The organism is Mycobacterium sherrisii (genome assembly GCF_002102355.1).
GTDB lineage: Bacteria > Actinomycetota > Actinomycetes > Mycobacteriales > Mycobacteriaceae > Mycobacterium > Mycobacterium sherrisii.
This window is the reverse complement of sequence record NZ_LQPT01000040.1, coordinates 67,827-85,088: the sequence shown is the minus strand read 5'-3', so window position 1 is coordinate 85,088 and position 17,262 is coordinate 67,827. Positions and strand designations below refer to the sequence as shown.

The following is a 17,262-nucleotide window of genomic DNA, read 5'->3' as shown; positions in this document are numbered from 1 at the left end:
CACGCTCCGTTACGGGTCGGTATTTCGCGCGGCTAGTTCGGCAGCCGGCAGACGGGGTAACCGGGCCGCTGCAACCGTCGCGGCGCGATGGCGGTGCACAGGCAGATCAGACCGCCGACCACCAGTGCCAGGTCCAGCCGGCCGGATGGAATCAACAGCGCGGGCAGCCCCACCCCGATCAGGCCGCCGAATATCTTGGCGCTGTAGACAAGCCCGAAGTTGGCGACCGCGCTGTGCTCGCCGAAGTAGTCGGCGACCAGATTGATGAACAGCGAATAGAAGGCACCGCCGGCCAAGCCGCCGAGTGCGGCGAACGCGATCAGCCCGGCGGACGAACCCGTCGATGCCGAGTACGCCAGCCCCAACAGGGCGATGCCCTCGGCCAGCAACGCCAGGCTCAACGTCTGACGCCGGCCGAATCGGTCCGAGTAATGGCTGGCAAGACCCCGTCCGCCGCCGTTGACCAGTGCCAGCACCGCAACGGCGGCGGCGCCGACGGCGAGCGGCAGACCGTGCGCGATCGCGATGCTGGGGATGTAGACGATGGTCAGCAGCGCCGCCGCCGAGGCAACCACCGCAATGAGGTAGGTGAGCAGGAATGCGCGCGTGCGTGCCGTCTCAAGGGGTGAGTACTGCCGAATCGCCGGGGCATTGCCCAACAGGCTGCGGTTCACCCGTTTGTCGACGACCCAGCGTCTCGGGTCGACTTCGATCGGCCACCAGTAGGGCGGCGGCTCCTGAAAAAGGGCGCCGCACACCGTCACAACGACGAGCACGCACAGCCCGATCGCCGTGAACACCGCGTCGAGGTTGTGCGGGTGCAGCACCAGTGCGAACAACATGACGAACGGGACCGCGCCGCCACCAAAGGCGCCGGACACCAGCGAGACCTTTGCACCGCGCTGCTCGGGATACCAGCGCGCGACAGTGGAAAGACAAGTGGCATAAACGATTCCGGCACCAGTGCCGGACAGCACCGAGTAGCCGAGCGTGGTAAACCCGAGATCACCCGTCCACGACAGGGTCAATGGGCCCATGGCCGCCAGGTCGGCGCCGATCAGCATCGCCGTCGACGGACCGATGCCCAGGCGTCGCCGCAGCGGTGGGGTGGCCGCGGACGCGGCCGCCTGAAAAACGACCCATAGGGCCAACACCCAGAAGGCGCCGGCGGTGACGGGGTGATCCGGCTGCTGCATCGCTACCACCGCCACCCCATAGCCGAATTGGAGCACGCTGATGGCGGCCATCGCCGTCCAGGGCAGCCAGAGCATCCAGCTGCGGGAGCGGGCCATGATGTCATGTGGTCGCTCGCCGATCCGGTACGAGCACCCGTGCGCTCTGATCTGAAGGACCGAGAGTCCATCTCCAGTGGTCATCATGGTCTCCTCCTGCATACTGTATACACTTTGTACTCCGGTTAACCCGCGCGTGTCTAGGGGGAGATGGGTATGCGAGCGGCGGCGAGTCCGTCGGCGGTGTCACGCCCCGGCGCGACGCTATTCGGCAAAGAAGTTTGTCCGGCTAATTCTCTGCCCGGCACGGACATTCAATCGGCGGCCGGGAACTCGCGGCCCCGCGGGGGTGGTTGCTAGGCCTAGACAATTGGGCGAGTTTTCGTGACACCTGTCGTATACGGTATACAATCTGCAGTAGGCACAATCGAATCCCGGCCGTTGCAGCAGCCCGGTCACTGCTTCGGAGTCTTCCGCTGCGTAGCGGTCCGGGCGAAAAGGCCCCGGAAAGTTGAGGTAATGGTGGGCATTGCATCCCCGTCATGGGACACCCGAGACCACAACGCGCGGCGGCTTAATCGGCGTGGAGGGCTACACATTCCGCGCCTGTCACGACAATTCTCAGGGAGATCTCATGGGTAAGGCATTAGACGGCGTCCGAGTCCTGGACATGACGCATGTTCAGTCGGGCCCGTCTGCGACGCAGATGCTTGCCTGGCTCGGCGCCGACGTCATCAAGCTCGAAACACCCAAGGGCGGGGACATCACTCGCAGCCAGCTTCGCGACATCCCGGACGTCGACAGTCTCTATTTCACGATGCTCAACTGCAACAAGCGCAGCGTGACCGTGAACATGAAAAGCGAAGACGGACAGGAAATCTTCAGCAGATTGGTAGCTCGATCCGATGTTTTGGTGGAAAACTTTGGTCCAGGCGTCGTGGACCGCTTCGGCTTCAGTTGGGAGCGGCTACAAGAAATCAACCCGGGCTTGATCTACGCGTCGATCAAAGGATTCGGGCCGGGTAAGTACTTCGACTTTAAGGCTTACGAAATCATCGCTCAGGCGATGGGCGGTGCAATGGCGACAACGGGTTTCGAAGACGGCCCGCCCACTGCTACGGGCGCGCAGATTGGCGACTCCGGCACGGGGATTCACCTCGTCGCCGCCATTCTGGCCGCGCTGTTGCAGCGCACCAACACCGGCCGCGGACAACGTGTCGAGGTTGCGATGCAAGCCGCCGTGCTCAACCTCTGCCGGGTGAAACTTCGTGACCAACAGCGACTCTCGCACGGCCCGCTACACGAATACCCCAACGAGCACTTTGGCGACGAGGTACCGCGGGCGGGTAACGCGTCCGGCGGGGGACAGCCGGGCTGGGCGGTGCGCACCAAGGGCGATGGACCCAACGACTACCTTTACGTCATCATCCAGCCCGCGGTGTGGGCGCCGCTCGCACGTCTGATCGGACGGCCCGACCTCGCCGAACATCCGGATTGGGATTCCCCCGAGGACCGACTGCCCAAGCTGGACAAGGTCTTTGCTCTCATCGAGGACTGGAGTCAGCGGCACAGCAAGTTCGAGGCGATGGAGGCACTCAACTCGATCAACGTTCCTTGCGGTCCGGTGTTGGGCACCAAGGAGCTCATCGAGGACCAGAACCTGACCGAGCTCGGCACGATCGTCAGCGTCGAGCATCCCGAGCGTGGCAGCTTCAAGACCGTTGGCAGCCCGCTCCGGCTGTCCGACTCGCCCGTCGACATCGAGCGGCCGCCGCTGCTGGGGGAGCACACCCAGCAAATCTGCATGGAGCTCGGCTATTCGCCAGAGGAAGTAGAGCAGTTCAGAAGCGCGGGAGTGGTCTGAGCGCGCGAGCTGACGGGGACGCGAGACGCATCTAGAGATCCACTGGCTCGGCGAAAAAGGACCCGGTTGTGGGAGTTGACCGCGTGCAACTCGGTGAGGCACCGAGATGGCTCATCGCTGGCCGGCTGCGGTGGTGCGCGCCCCGCGGGGTGTACCGAGTGCGAAGTGCGCGCGAAACCACCGGGCGCGCACCGCCATAGGCGCTGGCGCGCATGACATCAGAATGCTATCGACTCGGCGGCCCTGTCGTTCGGCGCACGCGGCCGTCGAGTGCTCCCCTCCTGTCCATTCTCAGAAAGTGAGTCAATGATGTCTTCAACTCTCGCAACCTATCGCGAGGTCGTCGATGATAATGGTCGCGTCTATCGCATCGGCGAGACCGACCGTGAACTGCTCGGTAGATCGCGGGTGACCATGGTGTGGCTGCCATGGATCGCGATGATGGCCGTCAGCGTCTTCGAGTACGGTTACGGTGCCGCCGCCGATACGCTGCGTCATGCCCATCACTGGAGCCTGTCCGAAACCTTTTGGCTGCTGTCGGTCTGGGCCGTCTTCCAGGCAGCGGTCGCCTATCCCGCCGGCCGGCTGAGGGAAAAGGGCATCACCTCGGCCAGGTCCACGATGATCGCCGCTGCCGTCTTGTCGGCGCTGGGATTCATCACCGTGGCGCACAGCAGCAACTTGGTGGTCGCCTACCTCGGGTTCGCGTTGTGTGGCGGCTGCGGCGTCGGTTTGGTGTACTCGACGGGTATCACCATCGTCGGTAAGTGGTACCCGGAGAAGCGTGGCGCGAAGACCGGCTTCGTTTGCGGCGGGTTCGCTTACGGCGCAGTGCCTTTCATCTTCATCTTCAGCTACGCGCTGCACCCCAACACCTACGTATGGGTACTCGACTTGGTCGGGGCCTTCATGCTGGTGGTCGTAGGGGTATGTGGCTACTACTTCCAGGACCCGCCGAAGAACTGGTGGCCGGCGGATGTCGACCCGCTGCAGCACGCCGCTGCCGCCGCGACTTCGAGCCTCAAGAGCCTGCAGAAGAACCCGCCGGCCGCCCGGCAGTACGGTCCGGTGGAGGCCATCAAGACCGGCCAGCTGCCGTTGATGTGGTTGTCGCTGGGCATCACCACCGGCGTCTCGCTGTTCGGCATCAGCTACATGGTTCCGTTCGCCAAGCACCTCGGCTTCGGGGCGATGATCGTGGCCTCCTCGGCGGGCGCCCTCTCGATCATCAATGGGGTGGGCCGCGCGGCGACCGGGGCCATCTCGGACCGCATCGGCCGTAAGCAGACGCTGTTGGTGGTGCTGCTGGTGTCCGTCGTCGCGCTGATCGGGCTGCTCTACACCGGGCTTGCCAAGAACGAGATCTTGTTCATCTTCTTCGCCGTACTGGTCGGATTCGGTGGCGGTGCTTTCTACCCGCTGTTCGCCACCCTGACCACCGACTACTTCGGGGAGAACAACAACGCGAGTAACTACGGCATCGTCTACAGCGCCAAGCTCGTCGGCTCAATCCTGGGAATTGGCGTGGGTGCCAGCGTGATTGACGCGTGGGGTTACACCGGCGCCTACTGGGTGGCCGCGGCCAGCGCGCTGCTGTCGGCTCTCACCGCGGCGATGTTGCGGCAGCCGGGACGCCGGGCGAAGGATGTCTCGGTCTCCGACGTCGTCGGTCAGGCCACGCCCTCGGCGCCATCAGCGGCCTCCTGACGGCGCTGATGGTAGATCTCGCGGGTGCGTTCGGTGTGGCGTCGCATGAGGTCCGCGGCACGCTTGCCACTGCGTGCGGAGATGGCCTCGATCAGCTCGGCGTGTTCATCCCACGCGTCTTTGCCGCGGGATAGCGCGATCGGCTGGTAGTACCACCGGACCCGGCGGCCGACCTGGCCGATGAGGTTCGCCAGGACGCTATTGGCCGACATCGCAACAATATGGGAGTGAAAGGCATCGTTGGCGGTGACAAGGGCTTCCTTGTCACCGCCGGCGAGTGCCTTTTCGCCGGTTTGGTGCAGCTCCCACAACCGCTCCACCTCGGCCGGTTTGGCACCGCGCGCGGCTAACCGGGCCGACTCGGCTTCCAGCAAGGTGCGTACGCTCAACAGCTCGTCCGCCTCTGCGTCGGTGGGGACGTGCACGAACGCGCCCAGCGCCGGACGGAGGTCGACCCAGCCCTCGCTTTGCAAGCGCTGCAAGGCCTCTCGAATGGGTTGCCGGCTCACACCCAGTTGAGCGGCCAACTCGTTTTCGACCAGATGCTGTCCGGGGCGCAGCTCACGCGTGATGATCAGCTCCATCAGCGCCTCGTAGGCGGCCTCCCGCAACGGCGCCGGACGCTCCAGCCTCATTCGCGACCCCGCCCCATTTCGCGCGCCGGTGGTGACCATGAATTATTCACTCCCCATTCGATGTTTTTCGTAGACAGCATACAATCCGGTCCGTTCCATCGTCGGCCTTTGACACTGTGAAATGCGCAGCAGTTTCCCACCAAAAACGCTGGCGACGCCAAGTGTGCATACGAGATGCAATAAACCCGGCCGGGTCCATGGGGTTTGCTGACCGGCGCGGAATTCGGGCCGCTGTGCAGCCGCTGCGGCCGCCGGGCGCGCCCGTGGACGTGGGTCCCGGCAAAAAAACGGGGCTGGCGAGCGATCGATCTGCTCGCCAACCCCGTCAACTTCGGCACCGTCTCAACCGGCGCCGTCGGCATTAGCTGGATGCCAGAGGACAATTCGTCCTAGGCCGCGCCGGACTTGGCGGTCGCGGTGTAGGAGCGTGCCCCGACACCGGCCAGCGCGCCGCCGTCGACGATGAGGTACTCGTCGCGAATCGGGTTGCCGTTGAAGTAGCACTCCAGGATTTCCCGGGTGCCGGCCGCGTACCGAGTCTGCGCCGACAGCGTGGAACCCGAGATGTGCGGCGTCATGCCGTGGTGGGGCATGGTGCGCCACGGGTGGTCGGCCGGTGCCGGCTGGGGGAACCAGACATCCCCGGCGTAGCCGGCCAGTTGGCCGCTTTCCAGCGCCCGCTTGACGGCATCGCGGTCGCAGATCAGCGCGCGCGCCGTGTTGATGAGGTAGGCGCCCCGCTTCATGGTGCCGATCAGCTCTTCGTTGAACAGCCCGCGGGTCTCGGGGTGCAGCGGCGCGTTGATGGTCACCACGTCGAGGTGCGGGACCATGTCCTGGACGCTGGGGTGGAAGGTCAGGTTCAGTTCCTTTTCCACCTCGGCGGGCAGCCGGTGCTTGTCGGTGTAGTGCAGGTGCACGTCGAACGGCGCCAGCCGCCGCAGCACCGCCAGCCCGATCCGGCCGGCCGCGATGGTGCCGACGTGCATTCCCTCTAGGTCGTACGACCGCTGCACGCAGTCGGCGATGTTCCAGCCGCCGTCGATGACCCACTTGTAGGACGGCAGGTAGTTGCGGACCTGCGAGAGGATCATCATCACGACGTGCTCGGCGACGCTGATGCTGTTGCAGAAGGTGACCTCGGCGACCGTGATGCCCGCCTCGATGGCCGCGTCAAGGTCGTAGTGGTCCGAACCGATACCCGCGGTGACCGCCAGCTTCAGCTTGGGCGCGCGCGCGATCCGCTCGGCGGTCAGGTAGGCGGGCCAAAAGGGCTGCGAGATAACGATTTCGGCGTCCGCGAGGTGCTTGTCGAACTCCGAGTTCTCGCCGTCCTTGTCCGAGGTCACGATCAACTCGTGACCGAGGCTCTCCAGGTAGGGGCGCAGCCCCAACTCGCCGGAGACGCTGCCCAGCAACGTACCCGGGGTGAAGTCGATGGCCTCCGGGGTAGGCAACGTTTGCCCGTCCGGGTAACGCTCCAGAGCGGGCAGACCGTCGCGCGGATACTCGCTGGGATATCCGGTTACTGGGTCGTCGTAAAGGACGCACACCACTTTTGACATAGAAATTCGATTCCTTTCATCCGCCGATGCTCGGCTCTTTTCTTGCCGCCACGCTGACGTGGTGGTCAAGTATCTGCGGCTGCGCGCGCCGTTGATTCACAAAACCTTTAGCTCCTCGGTGATTTCGGCAACCGAGGATTTCGCGTCACCGAACAGCATCGAAGTTTTCTCGTTGAAATACAGTTCGTTCTCGATGCCGGCGAATCCGGGATTCATGGATCGCTTCAATACGATGACGGACTTGGCCTGGTCGACGTCCAAGATCGGCATGCCATAGATCGGGGAGGCCGGATTCGACCGTGCCGCTGGGTTTGTCACGTCGTTGGCCCCGATCACCAGAGCGACGTCGGCACGGCTGAACTCGCCGTTGATCTCGTCCATCTCCTTGAGGTGTTCGTAGGGCACGTCGGCCTCGGCGAGCAACACATTCATGTGCCCGGGCATGCGGCCGGCCACGGGATGGATGGCGTGGCGGACCTCCACGCCGCGTTCCTCGAGCAGCCCGGCCATCTCGCGCACCGCGTGCTGGGCTTGTGCCACCGCCATGCCGTAACCGGGCACGATGATCACCTGGCTGGCATAGCCCATCTGCAAGGCGGCGTCGGCGGCGCTGGTCTGGCGCACGGTCTGGTCGCCGGTGGCCTCCCCGCCCGCCGCGCCGGCGCCGGAGGCGCCGAATCCGCCGGCGACGATGGCCGGAATCGACCGGTTCATCGCCTTGGCCATCAGGTTGGTCAAGATGGTGCCCGAGGCCCCGACGATCATGCCCGCCACGATCAGCGCCGTGTTGTCCAGGGCTAGCCCGGTTGCCGCCGCCGAAAGTCCGGTGAGCGCGTTGAGCAACGAGATCACCACCGGCATGTCCGCGCCGCCGATCGGCAGCACCACCATGAAGCCGAGCACCGCCGCGAAGACCAGCACACCGATGAACAGCAGCTGCCCGCGCTGACCGAATCCGATCGCCCCCGCGCATCCCACGGCGGCGACCAGCAGCAGCAGGTTGAGCGGCTGCTGGGCCCGGCCCACGCCAATGGGCCTGCCGGGCAAGACTTCTTGCAGTTTGCCGAATGCGATCAACGATCCCCAGAACGACAGCGAACCGACAATCGCGGCAAACAGCGACGCGGTCGCGACGTAGGCCGGCACCGCGGCGTAGCAGTGACTGTCGCGGAACTCCACCCACGAGACCAGGGCCACCGCGCCGCCGCCGACGCCGTTGAACAGCGCCACCATCTGAGGCATCGCGGTCATCTTGACCCGCTGGGCCGCGGGCACGCCGACCAGCGTCCCGAGGATCAGGCCGAGTGCGATGAGTAACCAGTTGGTGGTGCCCGGGGTCAGCAAGGTCGCCACGATCGCGATCGTCATGCCCACGGCGGCGATGAGGTTGCCGCGCGCCGCCGTCCGCGGACCGGTCAGACCCGACAGGCCCAGAATGAACAGGGCGAACGCAACGATATAGAGAACGGCGATAACGTCATTCACGAAGACGCAACCTTTCCAGCCTGAGCGGTGGGCTTCTTCTTGAACATGCTGAGCATGCGATCGGTAACGAGGAATCCACCTACGACGTTGATCGCGCCGAAAGCGATCGCGATGACCAGCAACACTCGGTCGAACGCGTCGGTGGCCGACTGGCCCAGTAGTACCAGGCCGGCAAGCAGCACGATGCCGTGAATTGCGTTGGTACCAGACATTAATGGAGTGTGCAAGGTGTTGGGAACCTTCGATATCACGGCGAAGCCGACAAAGCCGGCCAGCGTCAGGATCGCGAGGTTGGCCACGAGTGTCATCGGGTCTCCGTGCGTTCGTTGTCGGACTTGGTGACGCAGCAAGCGTCCAGGATTTCGTCAGCGAGGTCGGGGGTGCCCGTGCCGCTGAGCATGTGCTCCAGCAGGGCCTGAATGTTGCGCGCATAGAGTTCGCTGGCGTGTTCGGGCATGGTCGCCGGAAGGTTCAGTGGCGCACAGATTGTCACGTCGTGTCGCCGTACCGTTTCGCCCGGCACGGTGAGTTCACAGTTGCCGCCTGCCTCGCCGGCCAGGTCGACCACGACGCTGCCGCTACGCATTTGGCGTACCGCTTCGGCGGTGACCAGTCGGGGTGCGGGACTGCCGGGGACCAGGGCCGTGGTGATGACCACGTCGAAGCCGGGGATCGCCTCGGTGAGCCGGCGTTGCTGGTCGGCCTGTTCCTCGGGCGTCAGCGCGCGGGCGTACCCGCCCTCGCCCGCCGCGGTGACACCGAGGTCCAGCCACTTGGCGCCCAGCGAGCGGACCTGGTCAGCAACCTCGGGACGCACATCGAAACCGGTGGTGCGGGCGCCGAGTCGCTTCGCCGTGGCCAGTGCCTGCAGCCCGGCCACCCCGACGCCGAGCACCAAGGCCGTTGCCGGCTTAACTGTTCCGGCGGCCGTGGTCATCATCGGGACGAAGCGGGTCAAACACTGCGCGGCACACAGCACCGCCTGGTATCCCGCGACGTTGGCTTGGGAAGATAGCGCGTCCATGGTCTGTGCGCGAGAGATCCGGGGGACCGCCTCCATGGCGAAGCCCGTGACCCCGGCGCGTCGCAGTTGCGCACCGACCTCGGGCCGGGTGCGGGGCGCGAGGAACCCAATCAGGTAGGCGCCCTGCTTCATCCGGCTGATCTCGGTCTCGGTCGGCGGATTCACCTTGACCACTACGTCGGCCGACCACGGGTCGCCGATGACGGCGCCGGCCTTTTTGTAGTCCTCGTCGTGGAACAACGCTCCCTCACCTGCGCCCGTCTCGACGATGAGTTCGTGGCCGGCACCCCGCAAGCGTTCGACGACGGCGGGTACCAGGGCGACTCGGCTTTCGCCATCGGTGATTTCGCGAGGCACTCCTATCGCAGGCATATTCCTCTTTCTTGATTGGCCGAAAGGCACGTACGACGCGCCCGGGCGCGGTGCCATCCCGGCCTCCCGCCGAGAGCGCGATGGCTACAACATACAAGGATCGCATACTGTATGCAATAATGTTTTAGCCTGGCCATAGTCGTAGAGCGACTCAATGTATGCCGGATGCAGAGGAGAATTCATGAGAATTGCAGTCGTAGGAGCCGGAGCGATCGGGGCATATTGGGGCGCCGCGTTGCACCGCGGTGGTGCTGACGTTCACCTGATCGCGCGAAACGACAACCTGCGAGCCATGCAGAAAAACGGAGTACGCGTACTGAGCCCGCGCGGCGACTTCGTAGCTCATCCTCACGTCACGGACTCCCCAGCGGAGGTGGGGCCGGTCGACTACATCTTCTTGGGGCTCAAAGCACACAGCTATCCCACCTGCGGTCCGTTGGTGGAGCCGTTGATGGGACCGAATACGGCGGTTGTCGCCGCGCAGAACGGAATTCCGTGGTGGTACTTCTACCGGTTGGCGGGCCCGTTCGAGGGACACCGCATCGAAGCGGTCGATCCGGGCGGCGCCACCAGTGCCGTCTTGGCGCCGGAGCGGGCAATCGGCTGCGTGGTCTACCCGGCGACGGTTCTCGACGAGCCCGGCGTGGTCCGCCACCTCGAGGGGACTCGATTTTCCATCGGCGAACCCTCCGGCGAACTGTCCGAGCGGTGCACAGCGCTGAGCGAGGCGATGATTGCCGGCGGCCTGAAATGCCCGGTGGAAACGAACTTGCGCGACGACATCTGGATCAAGTTGATGGGCAACGTGGCCTTCAATCCGCTCAGCGCGTTGACCAGAGCCACGATGGTCGAAATGTGCCAGGACCCCAACACGCGCCAGGTGGTGATCCAGCTGATGGAGGAGACGCTGGACATCGCGGCCAGATTGGGCTGCACGCCCGACATCTCGATCGAGAAGAGGCTGCGGGGTGCCGAAAACGTCGGCCATCACAAGACTTCCATGCTGCAAGACCTGGAAGCGGGCAAGCAGCTGGAGCTCGACGCGATCGTCTCCGCGGTGGTGGAACTCGCCGACCTGACCAAGGCGCCCGCCCCCACGCTGCGCACCGTCCACGCGGCCACCGGTCTCCTCGCGCGTACCTGCGGGGTGGCCCCCTCACCCGGTGACGGGATCGTGCAACAACAACCACAAGCGGCGTTGCGCTAAGGGACGCTAAGGGACGCTAAGGGAAAGGACACCTTTGATGCGCACCACCAAGATCGTTTGCACACTCGGACCCGCCACCGCGACCGCTCCCCGTCTGGCCGAACTCATCGACGCCGGAATGGACGTTGCGCGTTTGAATTTCAGCCACGCCACCCACGCCGAGCACTCGGCCTTGTACGATCTGGTCCGCGAGATCGCGGCCAGCCGCGGCCGCACCGTTCAAGTGCTGGCGGACCTGCAGGGACCCAAGATCCGGTTGGGCCGGTTCGCCAACGGGCCGGTGGTCTGGAGTGCCGGTGAGAAAGTTTCGATCACCACCGACACCTGCCCGGGCGATCACGACCGCGTCTCCACCACCTACGGGGGTCTTTGCGCGGACGTGAAAACCGGCGACCGGCTGCTCGTCGACGACGGCCGGATCGACCTGGCGGTGGTGGAAGTCAACGGGGCCGACATCGGGTGCGAGGTCATCCACGGCGGGCCGGTGAGTGACAACAAGGGCATCTCGCTGCCCGGCATCGCCGTGAGCGCTCCGACCTTGTCCGACAAGGACATTGCCGATCTGAAGTTCGCACTGCAGCTCGGCGTGGACATGGTCGCCATGTCATTCGTGCGCGCTCCCGAGGAGGTCGAACTGGCTCACGACGTGATGACCGAGGTCGGCCGGCGGGTGCCGGTGATCGCGAAACTGGAGAAGCCGGAGGCCGTTTCGTGCCTGCCGGCGATCGTCGCCGCGTTCGACGGCGTGATGGTGGCCCGCGGTGACCTGGGTGTGGAGATGCCGTTGGAACAGATTCCGCTGGTCCAAAAGCGAGTGATACGGCTGTGCCGCGACGCGGACAAGCCGGTCATCGTGGCCACGCACATGCTCGACTCGATGGTTTCCGACCGCCGGCCGACCCGGGCCGAGGTCTCCGACGTCGCCAACGCGGTGCTCGACGGCGCGGGCGCCGTAATGTTGTCCGCCGAAACCAGTGTCGGCGCCTATCCCGCCCACACCGTGGCCACGATGGCACGCATCGTCGAAGAGGCCGAAGCCGCGATCGACCGCGGCGAAGCCCCGTACTGGGCCGGCCGCAACGAGCAACGCCGGGATTTCCCCGGCGAGGTGATCCTGGCTGCGGCCCGGGTGGTACGGCGGCGACTCCGGGCGGTCGCCGAGCGCTACGCCCACCTCGGCGGCAACGCTGCCGCCAGCCGCGTCTACGGCTGACCGTTTCGACCCCAGGGAGAACAGCACATGTCATTCGTCAACGTCGATCCTGAGGCTTTGGCAGGGGCGGCTTCGCAGCTGGGCGCCGTCGGGGCGGCGATGGACGCCCAGAACGCCGCGGCGGCGGGACCCACGTCAGGTGTGGTTCCCGCGGCCGCGGACGAGGTGTCGCAACTGCTCGCGGCACAGTTGCGCATGCAGGCGCACATGTATCAGGCGGTTAGCGCGCAAGCCTCGGCCGTCCATGACAGCCTGGTCAAAACCATGGCGGCCAGCGCGAATTCGTATGCCGCGACCGAGGCCGCCAACGCCGCCGCTACCGAGTGAGCCGCGTTAGCAGGCGGCGCCGTTGTGGAACGTCGAGGAGATGTCGTGGGCGACGCGCTTCAACAACGGCGTGATCGTGGGCGCGGACGTCAGGGTGACCCGCACCGCGGGACCCGAGATCGATATCGCGGTCAGTGACGGGGCGTCGGGCACCGGCACGGCAAAACACCGCACACCGATTTCCTGCTCGCCCTCGTCGACCGCGTAGCCACGGGCCCGGCACAACGTGATGTCTTGCAGCAACCCGTCGGGGGTGGTGTGCGAGTTCTCGGTGGCCGCCGGCATCCCGGTGCGCGCCACCAGGGCACGCAATGCGTCGTCGGGCAGCTGCATCAGCAGCGCTTTACCCACCCCCGTGCAATGCAGGTAGACGCGCCGGCCGACCTCGGTGAACATCCGCATGGAATGGGGGGACGGGACCTGAGCGACGTAGACGGCCATGTCGTTGTCCATCACCGCCATGTTCGCCGTCTCGCCGGTGCGTTCCACCAGCTCGCCGAGGTGCGGCCGGGACCACATGCCGATCAGCTCGCCGGCACTCTCGCCCAGGCGGATCAGCTTCGGCCCCAACGAATAATGCCGGTTGGGCAGCTGCCGTAGATACCCCATGCTCAGCAGGGTCCGCACCAAACGGTGCATGGTGGGTTGCGGCAGATGAGCGCGTGCCGCAAGTTCACCTAGTGCCCCTGTCCCGCCCATGGCGGCCAGGATCTCCAGCACCCCGAAAGCCCGCTCTACTGACTGAACCCCGCTCCGGCGGTCGTCTTCGCTCATCGGGTCACGGTCTAGCGGGCGATGAACTAGTCGAACAACATTGCTGCAGTGGGCGAATCATCGAGGGTGGCCGCCAGTTCATTGTGCTCGGTGATCTTGTCGATGTCGGTGCCCATCGCGATGTTCGTGATGCGCTCCAGGAAGATCTCGACCACCACCGGAACCTTGTGCTCACGCGCGAGTTGCTGGGCGCGAGCCAGCGCCGGTGCGATCTGGTCGGGGTCAGAGACCTGAATCGCTTTGCAGCCCAACCCTTCCACCACGCGACGATGATCGACTCCATAGCCCTTTGGTAGGTCGGTGTCTTCCGACTCCTGGGCATTGATGTTATCGAACGCCAGCGAAACGAAGTAGTTCATGTCGAAGTTGAGCTGCGCCTGCCGGATCAACCCCAGGTAGGAGTTGTTCACCACGACGTGGACGTAGGGCAGATTGAACTGCGCGCCGACGGCGAGCTCTTCGATCAGGAACTGGAAATCGTAGTCACCCGACAGCCCCACCACCGTGGCCGACGGATCGGCGGCCACCACGCCGAGCGCGGCGGGCACCGTCCACCCCAGGGGTCCGGCCTGGCCGCAGTTGATCCAATGCCGCGGCTTGAACACCTGCAGGAATTGACCGCCTGCGATCTGGGACAGACCAATGGCCGTGACGTACCGCGCATCCCGGCCGAACGCCCGGTTCATCTCTTCGTAGACGCGTTGCGGCTTGATCGGGATGTCGTCGAAGTGGGTCTTGCGGTGCATCGTGCGCTTGCGTTCCTGGCAACCGCTCACCCAGTCCGTGAAGTCCGGCAGGCTACCGGCGCTGCGGCGCTCACGGGCCGCGGCGACGAGTAGTTCCAGCGCCGCCTTGGCATCGGAGACGATGCCGAAGTCTGGGGAGAACACTCGGCCGATCTGGGTCGGCTCGATGTCGATGTGGACGAACCGCCGACCCCGGCGGTAGGTCTCGAGCCCGCCGGTGTGCCGGTTGGCCCACCGGTTGCCGATACCCATGACGAAATCCGATTCGAGCAACGTGGCGTTGCCATACCGGTGCGCGGTCTGCAACCCGACCATGCCCGCGGCCAGCCGGTGATCGTCGGGAATGGTTCCCCAGCCCATCAGCGTCGGCACCACCGGGACGTTGAGCACTTCGGCCAGCTCGATCAGCAGTGCCGAGGCGTCGGCGTTGATGATGCCGCCGCCGGCGATGATCAGCGGGCGTTGGGCGCTGCACAGCATATCGAGGGCTTTGCTGATTTGCGCCGCGGTGGCCGAGGGCTTGTAGACCGGCAGGGGAGCGTAAGCCTCTGGGTCGAAGTCGATTTCGGCCAGCTGCACGTCGATCGGCAGGTCGATCAGCACCGGACCGGGACGGCCCGAGCGCATCAGATGAAACGCCTGGGCGAAGGCTCCGGGAACCTGCCCCGGTTCCAGAACCGTCATCGCCATCTTCGTCACGGGCGCCGCGATCGAGGCGATGTCGACCGCCTGAAAGTCCTCTTTGTGCAACTTGTTCACCGGGGCCTGGCCGGTGATGGCCAGGATCGGGATGGAATCCGCGCTGGCCGAATACAAACCGGTGATCATGTCGGTACCCGCGGGGCCCGAGGTGCCGATGCACACACCGATGTTGCCCGGTGCCGCGCGGGTGTATCCCTCGGCCATGTGGCTGGCGCCCTCGACGTGGCGCGCCAGCACGTGCTGGATTCCGCCGTGGGCCCGCATCGCCGAGTAGAACGGGTTGATCGCCGCGCCGGGCAGGCCGAATAGTTTGGTCGCACCCTCGATTTCGAGGATCTTCACCGCCGCGTCGACGGTACGCATCCGGGTCATTGGGTGCCACCTTCGGTGTGTCCGGACAGGCGCTCCACACCGCGCAACAGGCCGGAGTGGTCGAGCGACCCGTCACCGTTGGCCAGGGCCGACGCCATCAGCTGTGCGACGACGGCACCGAGTGGGATCGCCGCGCCGGCCTCCCGGGCCGCGCTGGTGACGATACCCATGTCCTTGTGGTGCAGTTCGATCCGGAAGCCGGGATCGAAGTTGCGCGCCAACATCTTTGACGCCTTCTGGTCAAGCACCGCCGAGCCGGCCAGGCCGCCACCGAGCACCTTGACGGCCGCCTCCAGGTCGACCCCGTAGGCGCGCAGGAAGTTGATCGCCTCGGCCAGCAGCTCGATGTTGCCCGCCACGATCAGCTGGTTGGCGGCCTTGACGGTCTGGCCCGCCCCGTTGGGGCCGACATGCACGACCGTCTTGCCGACGACCTCGAGGAAGGGTTTGGCGGCGGCGAAGTCCTCGTCGGTCGCCCCGACCATGATCGACAGCGTCGCGTTCTTGGCGCCGGCCTCACCACCGGACACCGGCGCGTCGATGAGGCGCAACCCGCGTTCGGTGGCTTCCTTAGCCAGTTGCGCGGTGATGTCGGGCCGGATCGAGGAGAAGTCGATCACCAGCGTCCCGGGCCGGGCGTTGGCGAAAACCCCTCCTTCGGAGAGTAATACGGCTTGGACGTCGGGCGAGTCGGGCACCATGACGGCCACCACGTCGGCGTTCTTGACCGCCTCGGCGATCGAGTCCGCCTCCGTACCGCCCGCCTCGATCAGCGCCGCGGCCCGGCCCGGCGAGCGGTTGTAGCCAATGACCGTGTGTCCCGCGCGGGCGAAGTGGCAGGCCATCGGGTTGCCCATGATGCCTAGCCCGATAAATGCGATCGTGCTCACCGATTCCTCGTTCCTGTTAGTGTGTTCAGTGATTCGACGTTGAAGCCGCCGCGCCCCCGTTCGGAGGTCGGCAACCAGTCGAAGGTGTCCTCCCGAGAGGGCTTGTATTCCAAGCCGATGTAGCCGCCGTACTCCGACCCCAGGACTTCGAAGTACTCGCCCAGCGGGATCTCGCCGGTGCCGGGCTCGCCGCGTCCGGGGGCGTCGGCGATTTGGATGTGCCCGATCAGGTCCCGGTGGCTTTGCACCGCCGCGACCACATCGTCGTTGTTGACATACAGGTGATAAAAGTCCGCCAGGAGGCGCAGATTGGTGGTGCCGGCCTCCGCGTTGACGCGGTCGATGACGCCAACGGCGTCGGCGGCGGTCTTGAGCGGGTAGAGCGGCGCACCGCTGACCGGCTCGATGAGCACCGTCGCGCCGATACGCTGCGCGGCCTGCGCGGCGTAGGCGATGTTCTTGGCCGCCACGTCGTCTTGAACGTCGGGGGCCACACCTTCAATCCGGTTGCCGTACAAGGCATTGAAGGCTTGGGTGCCCAGGGCTTCGGCGATGCTGACCGCCACCCGCACGTTGTCGCGGAATTCGGTGGTCAGGGCGGGATCGGACAGAACGCCCCGGTCGCCGCCGGCCATGTAACCGGCAAAGAAGTTCAGACCGGACAACTGCACGCCGGCCTCTTCGATGGCGCGGATGAAGGCCGTGACGTCGGCCTCAGGCGGTGTCGCTTCGATGAACGGCCACCAAAATTCCACTGCCTCAAAGCCTGCCGCCCGCGCGGCGGCCGGCCGTTCCAGTACGGGTAGGTCGGTGAAGAGGATCGAGCAGTTCACCGTATAGGTCGCAGTAGCCATGCTGTCCTTTCCTGCTTAGACCGCGAGGAGCCGGCGTGCCCCCTGAACGGGCCCGCCGCACGTCACGAAAGAGCGTGGTTCCGCGATGCGGAATCGCCGCATCGGAATACGGAATTAGTCAAGGCGATACCACTATTGCTGTCAACTCCGGCCGCGCTGCCGACAACGCCAATTGTCGTCTTTGATAAGCAGTTTGGATGGGAGGCCGGGTGTCGGCTAAGAAACTTTTGACACCAATTCTGCGGGTATGTCAGGTTTGTTCAGACGGAAGTCAGATTCCGTCTGACGGAATG

14 protein-coding genes and 1 pseudogene are annotated in these 17,262 nt (G+C 65.3%); 5 read left to right on the top strand and 10 right to left on the bottom strand.

Translation table 11 applies throughout. The features are described 5' to 3' along the window. Positions 1-32: 32 nt before the first annotated feature. Positions 33-1,376: an MFS transporter gene (locus AWC25_RS07485; RefSeq protein WP_069400911.1), complete on the bottom strand. Its 1,344-nt coding sequence runs from the start codon at positions 1,374-1,376 to the stop codon at positions 33-35. Between the two features lie 490 nt (positions 1,377-1,866). On the opposite strand from AWC25_RS07485, the gene frc reads away from it, so the two are divergent. Continuing rightward, entirely contained in the window at positions 1,867-3,096 is a 1,230-nt protein-coding gene (gene frc, locus AWC25_RS07480; RefSeq protein ID WP_069400845.1) for a formyl-CoA transferase, read from the top strand. Between the two features lie 309 nt (positions 3,097-3,405). Next, positions 3,406-4,803, top strand: coding sequence for an OFA family MFS transporter (locus AWC25_RS07475; RefSeq protein WP_069400846.1), 1,398 nt, complete (start codon positions 3,406-3,408; stop codon positions 4,801-4,803). Here the strand turns inward: AWC25_RS07475 and AWC25_RS07470 are convergent. From AWC25_RS07470 to AWC25_RS07445, 5 genes are all read right to left on the bottom strand, one after another. Continuing rightward, on the bottom strand, positions 4,767-5,438 hold the full coding sequence (locus AWC25_RS07470; protein WP_231382610.1) for a GntR family transcriptional regulator: 672 nt from the start codon (positions 5,436-5,438) through the stop codon (positions 4,767-4,769). The genes AWC25_RS07475 and AWC25_RS07470 overlap by 37 nt on opposite strands. A 389-nt stretch (positions 5,439-5,827) precedes the next feature. After that, positions 5,828-7,003 (bottom strand): NAD-dependent formate dehydrogenase, encoded by a 1,176-nt coding sequence (locus tag AWC25_RS07460; RefSeq protein ID WP_069400848.1) that lies wholly within the window; start codon positions 7,001-7,003, stop codon positions 5,828-5,830. Positions 7,004-7,099: 96 nt separating this feature from the next. Beyond that, positions 7,100-8,488, bottom strand: coding sequence for an NAD(P)(+) transhydrogenase (Re/Si-specific) subunit beta (locus AWC25_RS07455; protein WP_069400849.1), 1,389 nt, complete (start codon positions 8,486-8,488; stop codon positions 7,100-7,102). Beyond that, on the bottom strand, positions 8,485-8,796 hold the full coding sequence (locus AWC25_RS07450) for an NAD(P) transhydrogenase subunit alpha part 2 (protein ID WP_069400850.1): 312 nt from the start codon (positions 8,794-8,796) through the stop codon (positions 8,485-8,487). The genes AWC25_RS07455 and AWC25_RS07450 overlap by 4 nt, the downstream gene beginning before the upstream one ends. After that, the gene (locus AWC25_RS07445; RefSeq protein WP_069400851.1) at positions 8,793-9,884 is read right to left on the bottom strand and encodes a Re/Si-specific NAD(P)(+) transhydrogenase subunit alpha; all 1,092 of its coding nucleotides are present in this window, start codon (positions 9,882-9,884) and stop codon (positions 8,793-8,795) included. Before AWC25_RS07445 ends, AWC25_RS07450 begins: the two co-directional genes overlap by 4 nt. Positions 9,885-10,065: 181 nt before the next feature. Here AWC25_RS07445 and AWC25_RS07440 point away from each other — a divergent pair, with 181 nt between their 5' ends. From AWC25_RS07440 to AWC25_RS07430, 3 genes and pseudogenes are all read left to right on the top strand, one after another. Next, positions 10,066-11,091 (top strand): 2-dehydropantoate 2-reductase, encoded by a 1,026-nt coding sequence (locus AWC25_RS07440; RefSeq protein WP_069400852.1) that lies wholly within the window; start codon positions 10,066-10,068, stop codon positions 11,089-11,091. 34 nt (positions 11,092-11,125) lie between these two features. Continuing rightward, positions 11,126-12,250 (top strand): annotated as a pseudogene (pyk, locus tag AWC25_RS07435) (pyruvate kinase); the annotation flags it as partial. An 81-nt stretch (positions 12,251-12,331) separates the two neighbouring features. Continuing rightward, positions 12,332-12,631: a PE family protein gene (locus AWC25_RS07430; RefSeq protein ID WP_069400853.1), complete on the top strand. Its 300-nt coding sequence runs from the start codon at positions 12,332-12,334 to the stop codon at positions 12,629-12,631. Positions 12,632-12,637: 6 nt separating this feature from the next. Here the strand turns inward: AWC25_RS07430 and AWC25_RS07425 are convergent, their stop codons facing one another. The 4 genes from AWC25_RS07425 to AWC25_RS07410 are packed head-to-tail and all read right to left on the bottom strand — an operon-like array spanning position 12,638 to position 16,969. Further along, the gene (locus tag AWC25_RS07425; RefSeq protein WP_069400854.1) at positions 12,638-13,405 is read right to left on the bottom strand and encodes an IclR family transcriptional regulator; all 768 of its coding nucleotides are present in this window, start codon (positions 13,403-13,405) and stop codon (positions 12,638-12,640) included. A gap of 26 nt (positions 13,406-13,431) precedes the next feature. Then, the gene (gene gcl / locus AWC25_RS07420; RefSeq protein WP_069400855.1) at positions 13,432-15,225 is read right to left on the bottom strand and encodes a glyoxylate carboligase; all 1,794 of its coding nucleotides are present in this window, start codon (positions 15,223-15,225) and stop codon (positions 13,432-13,434) included. Beyond that, positions 15,222-16,148, bottom strand: a complete 927-nt coding sequence (locus tag AWC25_RS07415) for a 2-hydroxy-3-oxopropionate reductase (protein WP_244899471.1) — start codon at positions 16,146-16,148, stop codon at positions 15,222-15,224. Before AWC25_RS07415 ends, gcl begins: the two co-directional genes overlap by 4 nt. Beyond that, the gene (locus AWC25_RS07410) at positions 16,112-16,969 is read right to left on the bottom strand and encodes a hydroxypyruvate isomerase family protein (RefSeq protein WP_085166562.1); all 858 of its coding nucleotides are present in this window, start codon (positions 16,967-16,969) and stop codon (positions 16,112-16,114) included. Before AWC25_RS07410 ends, AWC25_RS07415 begins: the two co-directional genes overlap by 37 nt. Positions 16,970-17,262 lie beyond the last annotated feature (293 nt).